This window comes from Novosphingobium jiangmenense, assembly GCF_015694345.1.
GTDB lineage: Bacteria > Pseudomonadota > Alphaproteobacteria > Sphingomonadales > Sphingomonadaceae > Novosphingobium > Novosphingobium jiangmenense.
The window spans coordinates 1-7,563 of the sequence record NZ_JADQDC010000025.1 but is presented as its reverse complement, the minus strand read 5'-3'; the positions used below and the strand labels follow the sequence as shown (position 1 = coordinate 7,563).

Genomic DNA, 7,563 nt, shown 5'->3' with positions numbered 1-7,563 from the left:
CCGGATCGATTGCCCGGCTTCGCGAAGCCGGGCAATCGAGCATCGCTCCTCAAGCGAAAGCTGGGTGTATCTCGACATGGCAACACCTGTCTGAGGTGTTGCACTTCGTTTGTGAACTCAGGGGGGTCCCGCTTTCCAGCGGCAAGCTATCCGACAATCCTGTCGTAGAGATCCAGCCAATCGGGATTGCCACGCTCGATCAGGTCGAACTTGAACTCCCTGCGCCAGCGCTTCAGGCGCTTCTCATGCGTGATGCAATCTTCGATCCGCTCGCCACGCTCAGCCCAGACCAGCCGCTTCAAGCCATACCGCGCGCAGAAGTCCGACCCCACATCGTTACGGTGCTGGTGGATGCGTGCTGCGATATGCGACGTCACGCCGACATACATGGCGCCTCGGTAACGGTCGGCCATGATATAGACCCAGCCGCCGATCCTTTCTCTGTCCATGGCGCGAGGAGAATGAAAGCGGGACCCCGGGTCAAGCCCGGGGTGACGGAAATGCTGCTGGTTTGGAAGCGATTTGAGCCTCCCCACCCACATCCCGTCATCCCAGCACCTCGGCACCAACCCCAAGACCAGCCGTCACCCCGGGCCTGCCCCGGGGTCCCGCTTCACTTCAAGGCCAGCAAAGCCCCCTCAGCTATCCTGCTCGTTCACCGCCAGCAGCGCCAGTTCGGTGCGGTTGTCGATGCCCAGCTTCTGGTACATCGTGTGCAGGTAGACCTTCACCGTGCCTTCGCCGATGCCCAGTTCCGCGCCGATGTCGCGGTTGCGCAGGCCCTTGGCGACCAGCCCGGCAATCTTGCGTTCGCGCGGGTTGAGCTTGGCCAGCGGTCCTTGCGCATCGGGGCGCAGCGAAAGGTCGATCGCGCGCTGCAGGAAGGTCGGCTCGATTGCCTTCTGCCCGGCATGGACCTTTTCCAGCACTTCGACCAGCCCGTCCTCGGCGCCGTCCTTCGAAACGATGCCCTCGACCCCGGCGCGCATTACCGAAAGCAGCTGGCGGTCGTTGATCTCAGCGGTCAGCAGCACCACCGGGCGCTTGTCGCCACGCTCGCGCAGGGTTTCCAGCGCCTGCACGCCGTTCATGCCGGGCATGTTGATGTCGAGCAGGACGATGGCCGGATCATGGGTCTTGATCGCGTCGAGCGTCTCCTCGCCGCTGGCCGTCGCCGCGCAGACCGAAAAGCGGGTGCCGCGCAAGACGGCTTCGACGCCTGCGCGAATGAAGCCGTGGTCATCTGCCACCAGCACTGGGATCATGCGTGTTCTCCGGATCGTAAGGCGATTTCAAGACGGGTTCCGCCGTCGCTGCTGTGAAGTTCGAAACGGCCACCAAGCGCTTCGACGCGCTCGCTGATCGATCTTGGCCGGGCGCCATGGTCAATCGCCGGAAAGCCGATGCCATCGTCGGCAATGCTCAGGCGGATGTGCCCCTGCTCGTCGGTGATGCGGACCAGCACTTTCTGGCACTTGCCGTGCCGAGCCGCATTGGCAATCGCCTCGCGCACCAGCTGGCGGATCTCGTGCGAAAGCTGGACGGACATCGGCAGGACCCTGTCGGGCAGGATCAGTTCGGTCTGGATGTGCCAATGTGCGCCAGCCTCGGCCAGGAGATCGCGCAGTTCGTCGGCAATGTCGGTGCTGCGGTCGCTTTCCTGTCCGCGGCGCAGGCGCTCGATCAGAAGGCGCAACTGGCCTTGTTCGCGCCGCAATGCGTTCTTGATCGAATCGATCTCGCCCTCGGGGTCGTTGCCTTCGCGGATCCAGCGGCGCAGCGCCTCCAGGCGGAACAGCGTTCCGGCCAGGAACTGGGCCACGCTGTCATGCAGGTCGCGCGCCACGGCGTGGCGAACACCGGTCTCGGCAGCGTTGCGGGCCAGCCGCGCCATTTCCTCGCGGTCGAGCGCGCGGCCGAACTCGTCACCGATCGCCGTCAGCAGGCCGATGTCGTCAAAGCTCAGCGCGTCAGCCTCCCATGCCACCAGATGGCCGGAGCCGGTCACGCTCTGGACCGAGACCATGATGCCACGATCGGCGCCGAGCGAATTGGCGAAACGCGACTCCACCTTTCCGGAGCGTTGCGCGATCAGCGTGTCTCCGTCGATCGCCATCAGCTGCCGCTCCCTTGTCAGGTCGAACAGCGTGGCAGGCCGCGGGCTGAGCAGTTCCTCGGCGAACTCTTCCGGGGCAAGGCGCTGTCGGGCGCTGTCCCCTCCGTCCAGGCGGCGCAGGTCGATCCACGGCTCCTCGCTGCTGGCGAAGGCGAAGGCCACGTGCTTGGCGCCGAGTGATCGCGCCACCAGCGTCAGCACGGTGTCGAACACCAGGTCGCGGCGCTCGCCCGGGATGCCGGCGGGCTCGGTCAGCGTGATCGTGCGGCCGCTGCCGCGCGACATGCTCAGCCAGATCAGCATCGAGGACAGGAGGATCATGTAGATCGTGCGGCGCACGAAGCGGAACAGGTCGAGGTCCACGCCGAAGTGGTAGAGCGTGAGGCCGAACGACAGGTTCGCGACGAGCAGGACCACTGCTGTCACTGCCGTGGCGCGCCAGTTCCAGCGGACCATCGCCGCGACCAGCAGGAATGCCGCGAATGCGAGGAACGGACTCTGGAATTCGGTGAAGCGGCTTTCGGTGAAGTAGACCGCGACGAGGAACATCGCGATGTCGACGCCTTGGGCCAGCGGCGCGAGGCGATAGTCGTACCACCAGCTCTGCCATGCCACGATCATGAGGCCAGCCGTCCACAGCGTGTAGATCGTCAGCAGGCTGTAGCCATAGACCGCGCCCCGCACCGGGACGTTGGGATCGAGCCAAAGCGCCAGCAGAAATGCCAGGGCAAGCACGGCACGCCCCGTTGCCACGACCCTGCCCGTGTTGCGCCTGCCCATGCTCTGTTTCCCGCCGACCCTGATTCGGTCCCCGGCACTTTTTCGCACGGGATTGTGCTTCTGAATAGCTTGTGTCCCCTACTCGGATGAAACTGCAACAAATTAAGTCTGGCTTAACCTTTCCGCCAGTCAATGTGCACTGTTAAACAAAGACAGATTGGAAAATCGGCGGTTTTGCGTCATTGTGCATATAGTGCGCGTTTACCTTTTTGCGGGTCGACGCAGAGGACCTGGGGCTCGAGTTTGAAATGATCATAACAGGGGAAGTGTTCGATAACCCGCTGGCCGAATTGACGGCCAAGCAGCGGGAGGTTCTCGATCTGCTGATCCAGCACCAGACGTCCAAGGAAATCTCGCGGCGGCTCGGCATCTCGCCGCACACTGTCGATCAGCGCATCATGCTCGCCCGCGCCAAGCTCGGCGTCGCCACGCGGGGCGAAGTGGCGCAGGCCTATCGGCGTCTGATCGAGACATACGAACAACCCGTATATGAAGATTCCCACATAGGATTTCCGCCGCTTCCGGTCGAAAGCCGACCCCGGGAAGACGCCGATGTCGAGCCGTCTCCCGCAACGTTCAGGCTTCCGGTGCGCGATGCACCAGGGATCGAGGGTCTGGCCGAGGCGGAAGAACCGGCTTTCCACCACGTCCTCCCGGAGGTGTTCAACGGTCCGAACGGTACCCTTCTGCGGCTGGGCTATATCAGCGGCATAACGGTGTTCCTGATCCTGATCGTGCTGGGAGGGCTGAGCATGTTCGTGCAGCTTTCTTCCATGCTCGATACCTGATCGGGGCGCGCGTCTCGGGTTCCGCCAAGACATCTCCTTCCATGAACCGGGCAGCCGGCGCGGGGGCGCTGCCTGCCCTTGATCAAGGGTCTGTCGCCGGAAGGCGGCAGGATGGGGTGTTAAGATGCAAGCTACCGACAATACCATTGCCATGAACCGGTTCGCCCGCGCCGCCGCCAAGGCAGACGCCACAGCCACCGTCCACAGCCTGCGCATCACGCGGGACCTGCACGATGCCGAGGCCGCGCTCGACGAGGCGCTGATCCGCCAGGCCAACCTGCTCGCCACCATGGTCCGCGCCCGCCGCGAGACCGCCGTCGGCCCGTTCACCGGCCAGGAAGCGCTGCTCCGCCTCGCCGCCAGCCAGAAGGCCGTGCTCGATGCCAGCGGTGAACTCGCCCGCGTCCACGGCAAGCTGCTCGAGGTCGGCCGCGAGACCGGCACCATCATCGATGAATGCCCGCCCGCCGGCTCCACCGGAGACGTCGTCCGCGCCGAGGCGCTCGCCGATGTCGCCTGAGGCCGTCTCCCTGCGCTTGCCCGGAGCCGCGCGACGATGGCGCTGATCTGGCTCAGCCGCGGCGCTGTCCTTGCCATCCTGCTCTACGCCCTGCGCAAGGGCGAAGAGCCGGAGCGGCTGGTCGCGGTCATCCTCGTCGCCACCGGCGTGCTCGACGGGCTCAACCACGCGGTGTTCGGAGTGCCGGCCCTGTTCCTGGTCGATCCCGGACACCTCGTGATCGATAGCTGGGCGCTCCTCGGCCTGACCTGGGTAGCCCTGCGCGCCAATCGCGGCTGGCCGCTGTGGGCCTGTTCGGCGCAAGTCATCGTGGTGCTCGCCCACATGGCCAAGCTGATCGACCTGTCGCTGGTCCGCTACGGCTACTTCGCGATGACCCAGCTGCCGATCTACATCCAGTCGGCCGCGCTCCTTGCCGGAACCAGCGCCCACTTGCGCCGCGAGGGGCAGATCGGCCGCTACCACGCCTGGCGTCTCGCCTAGCTCAACCTGACCTGACCGACCCGGCCCACAAGCCGGTCCCATGCAATCCCCTGAATGCGGGAGCTACCGCCATGACCGTCCGTTCCATGCGCAATGCCGCCGCCGCCCGCCGCGAACGCGGCATCGGCCGCCGCGCCTATGTCCGCCTTGCCGATCCCGCCGCCTTCTGGCCCCAGCCCGACGCCGCGACGATCGCCCGCCACACCACCGCCGCGCGCGAGATCTACGCCGCCCGCCGCCGCCGCCACAAGTACCTCCCGGCCGATCTCTTCGGCGAGCCGACCTGGGACATCCTGCTCGATCTCTATGTCGCCGCGCGCGAGAGCCGCCGCGTCCCCACCACCAGCGCCTGCATCGGCGCGCACGTCCCGCCGACCACGGCCTTGCGCTGGCTGCGCATCCTCGAGGCGCGCGGCATGGTCGAGCGCGAGGATGATGGCAAGGACGGGCGGCGCACCTTCGTCCGCCTCACTCCCTCGGGCCTCGCCGCGATGGACGGCGCGCTCCGCGCCCTGTGCGAGCGCATGGTCGAACTCGCCGACGAGTTCCGCCCCCGCAAGGCCTGAAGCGCCACCGCTTCGACAGGCTCACCCCGAGCCTGTCGAACCACCGTCCTCAGCCGCGGGCAGGGCCGGCACCCCCTCCCGCAACATGATCTCGCGCATCCCCAGCAGCTTCGCCCGCAGCGAAGCCCGCGCCCCGTCGGCACCGGCCGCATCCGCCGCCGCGCGCTCCGCTTCCCAGCGCTTCTTCAGCGCGTCATAGACCGGATGCCCCTCGCGCAGGTCGTTCACCCGAACCGCGCCATACTTCTCCGGCCGCCGCGCGCGCAGCAGGAACATCAGCAGCCCGGTATTGTGATGCGTCCACGTGGCGACGACCTTCCCGCGCGAGACCACCGGCCGTTCCTCCCCCGCAATCGCCCGCTCCAGCGCGCAATCCTCCAGCCGCGAATACCCCCGCTCCACCGCCGCATCCCACGCCCGCGCAAAGTCCTCCGCGCCCGCCCGATGCCGCAACTTGTACAACGCCTCCACCGAAGCCCCGATGCTTAGCGCCGCCTGAGACACGATCCCCGTAGCCGCCAGCGTAGCAATGAACCGCCGCTGCTTCTCCGGCGTGATGGAATTCCGCCGAGGCGCCACATGCACAAACGGCGCAAAGTCGAGCACCGACTCCTCCACCACATCCACCCGCCGAACCCGGGAAGTCCGACGCCGTTCCTCCCCGACACGGGGAGGGGGACCACCCCGGACCTGATCCGGGGTGGTGGAGGGGCACGCGCCGTTCAGCACCTCCCCAAACTGATCCCGCCCAATCTCATCCATCCCTCACAACTAACCCATACGGTTAAATGTAGGAAAGCGAAAACTTGGAAGGGTCAGGAGGAAAGGAAAAACACGATGGCCATCGCCCTCGCGCTCCCGGGATTTGGGGTAACTCCGCAATCGCCACCTATCGCTATGGTTGAAGATTCTGCGCATTCCGCTAATTGGGCGGCTCAGATTGGTCAGTGATGGCTAGGAGCCAACGTGTGAGGGTGTGATGAGTAACGTGGTGCCAGATCCATCTCTGAACATGCGTTCAATTTCGCCCTTCAGATATCCGGGTGGTAAAGCCTTCCTTTACAAATACCTTTTGGGACGTGTCGAAGCGCTCCCCGATGGCAACCGCTATTACGCTGAACCATTTTGCGGTGGGGCAGGTTCTGCCGTGATCCTGTTGAAACTGGATGCGGTTGAGATGATACACCTTAACGATGCTGACTTGAAAGTTTACGCTGCGTGGCGAGCTATTTTAGAAGAGACAGAGAGATTCGCGGCTGCAATTGAGGAAACAAAGGTTGACCTCGATAATTGGCATGCATCTCGGCACATCGTAGACAGTGCCTCCGAATACAGTTTTGAATTGGGCTTTGCGACGTTCTTTCTCAACCGTACCAGTCGGTCTGGCATTGTCGCTGGGGCAGGACCTATCGGAGGTTACGATCAGCGCGGCGCGTGGAAAGTAGACGCCAGATTTAACCGTGAGGCACTCGCGGAGCGTGTCCGTTGGTTAGGTTCAGTCAGCGATAGGATACGATTGACACGCGAAGATGCGCTCACCTTTCTTACTCGATCAGTAAGCCGCATTCCGATCCAACAAACCCTATTTTTTGTTGATCCTCCATATGTGACAGCTGGTGGCCGACTTTATCTAAATGCAATGAGCGAGTCGAAGCATATCGCGCTTAGCGATATTTTGCAGGATGATGTCTTACCGCATTGGGTGCTAACGTATGATGATCACCCACTTATTCGTGATCTCTACAAAGATCGACCAATCACGGATTTAGCGGTAAATTATAGCTTGCAAAAAAAGCGCAAGGAGCAAGAGGTCTTGATTAATGATTATGCAGCCATTGCGTAATCAATAAATTCAGCGAGCCATTCGACAATCTCATCTACCCGATCTGCGCTATCAATTGGTACGCCAGTGCTTGCTAACTGTGTGCCCTGCCATGCTTGCAAGGGGAGTCTTAAACGATCTAATATAGCACCGTGCATTAAGTTTTCATGGTTCCAAACCAATTCATTGACCACGCGAAACGGTATGATCGTAAAATGCAGATGATTGCTAGTCATGAGGTCCTGCATGTACGCGCTTTGAAAAACCTTAGCATGTGCTGATACTGGCTTACCTGGCCAATTTCGTCCGCTTGCAGTTTGTCCAAAATAGAAGGCGGAGGGTGGGGGTACCTCCTCTGCCGTCGTAACTGCTCACGAGGTTGGCAGAAAATGGTTGCGCGGTGACTCGGAGTTTGATTCACCCTTGGGATGGCCCCACCCCCGCTTCATGTGCTGAGCGAAGCTGAGAAGAACGAGCTTCTGCTTGCG

General features: G+C 62.9%; 10 protein-coding genes. 5 read left to right on the top strand and 5 right to left on the bottom strand.

The window, feature by feature from the left end; translation table 11 throughout:
• Positions 1–146 precede the first annotated feature (146 nt).
• From I2488_RS19345 to I2488_RS19335, 3 genes are all read right to left on the bottom strand, one after another.
• Positions 147–449, bottom strand: a complete 303-nt coding sequence (locus I2488_RS19345) for a GIY-YIG nuclease family protein (protein ID WP_196277430.1) — start codon at positions 447–449, stop codon at positions 147–149.
• Positions 450–638: 189 nt separating this feature from the next.
• Positions 639–1,265, bottom strand: coding sequence for a response regulator (locus I2488_RS19340; RefSeq protein WP_196277429.1), 627 nt, complete (start codon positions 1,263–1,265; stop codon positions 639–641).
• The gene (locus I2488_RS19335) at positions 1,262–2,896 is read right to left on the bottom strand and encodes a sensor histidine kinase (protein ID WP_196277428.1); all 1,635 of its coding nucleotides are present in this window, start codon (positions 2,894–2,896) and stop codon (positions 1,262–1,264) included. The genes I2488_RS19340 and I2488_RS19335 overlap by 4 nt, the downstream gene beginning before the upstream one ends.
• 248 nt (positions 2,897–3,144) lie before the next feature.
• Here I2488_RS19335 and I2488_RS19330 point away from each other — a divergent pair, with 248 nt between their 5' ends.
• From I2488_RS19330 to I2488_RS19315, 4 genes are all read left to right on the top strand, one after another.
• Positions 3,145–3,684 (top strand): helix-turn-helix domain-containing protein, encoded by a 540-nt coding sequence (locus I2488_RS19330; protein ID WP_196277427.1) that lies wholly within the window; start codon positions 3,145–3,147, stop codon positions 3,682–3,684.
• Between the two features lie 124 nt (positions 3,685–3,808).
• Positions 3,809–4,204: a hypothetical protein gene (locus tag I2488_RS19325; RefSeq protein WP_246465775.1), complete on the top strand. Its 396-nt coding sequence runs from the start codon at positions 3,809–3,811 to the stop codon at positions 4,202–4,204.
• A gap of 36 nt (positions 4,205–4,240) precedes the next feature.
• A complete protein-coding gene (locus I2488_RS19320) occupies positions 4,241–4,687 on the top strand; it encodes a hypothetical protein (protein ID WP_196277426.1) in 447 nt (148 codons plus the stop codon).
• Between the two features lie 71 nt (positions 4,688–4,758).
• Complete coding sequence (locus I2488_RS19315; RefSeq protein ID WP_196277425.1) at positions 4,759–5,253, top strand: winged helix DNA-binding protein; 495 nt, start codon at positions 4,759–4,761, stop codon at positions 5,251–5,253.
• Between the two features lie 21 nt (positions 5,254–5,274).
• On the opposite strand, the gene I2488_RS19310 is transcribed toward I2488_RS19315, so the two are convergent.
• Entirely contained in the window at positions 5,275–5,832 is a 558-nt protein-coding gene (locus I2488_RS19310; RefSeq protein ID WP_214652476.1) for a hypothetical protein, read from the bottom strand.
• A 400-nt stretch (positions 5,833–6,232) separates the two neighbouring features.
• On the opposite strand from I2488_RS19310, the gene I2488_RS19305 reads away from it, so the two are divergent.
• Complete coding sequence (locus I2488_RS19305; protein WP_214652475.1) at positions 6,233–7,096, top strand: DNA adenine methylase; 864 nt, start codon at positions 6,233–6,235, stop codon at positions 7,094–7,096.
• Here the strand turns inward: I2488_RS19305 and I2488_RS19300 are convergent.
• Complete coding sequence (locus I2488_RS19300) at positions 7,078–7,323, bottom strand: hypothetical protein (RefSeq protein WP_196277423.1); 246 nt, start codon at positions 7,321–7,323, stop codon at positions 7,078–7,080. The genes I2488_RS19305 and I2488_RS19300 overlap by 19 nt on opposite strands.
• Positions 7,324–7,563 lie beyond the last annotated feature (240 nt).

What these genes read in the sequence shown, in the direction of transcription:
- I2488_RS19335 (WP_196277428.1), bottom strand. Translation starts at nt 2,896, where the DNA reads ATGGGCAGGCGCAACACGGGCAGGGTCGTGGCAACGGGGCGTGCCGTG.
- I2488_RS19315 (WP_196277425.1), top strand. Translation starts at nt 4,759, where the DNA reads ATGACCGTCCGTTCCATGCGCAATGCCGCCGCCGCCCGCCGCGAACGC.
- I2488_RS19305 (WP_214652475.1), top strand. Translation starts at nt 6,233, where the DNA reads ATGAGTAACGTGGTGCCAGATCCATCTCTGAACATGCGTTCAATTTCG.
- I2488_RS19340 (WP_196277429.1), bottom strand. Translation starts at nt 1,265, where the DNA reads ATGATCCCAGTGCTGGTGGCAGATGACCACGGCTTCATTCGCGCAGGC.
- I2488_RS19345 (WP_196277430.1), bottom strand. Translation starts at nt 449, where the DNA reads ATGGACAGAGAAAGGATCGGCGGCTGGGTCTATATCATGGCCGACCGT.
- I2488_RS19325 (WP_246465775.1), top strand. Translation starts at nt 3,809, where the DNA reads ATGCAAGCTACCGACAATACCATTGCCATGAACCGGTTCGCCCGCGCC.
- I2488_RS19330 (WP_196277427.1), top strand. Translation starts at nt 3,145, where the DNA reads ATGATCATAACAGGGGAAGTGTTCGATAACCCGCTGGCCGAATTGACG.
- I2488_RS19320 (WP_196277426.1), top strand. Translation starts at nt 4,241, where the DNA reads ATGGCGCTGATCTGGCTCAGCCGCGGCGCTGTCCTTGCCATCCTGCTC.
- I2488_RS19300 (WP_196277423.1), bottom strand. Translation starts at nt 7,323, where the DNA reads ATGCAGGACCTCATGACTAGCAATCATCTGCATTTTACGATCATACCG.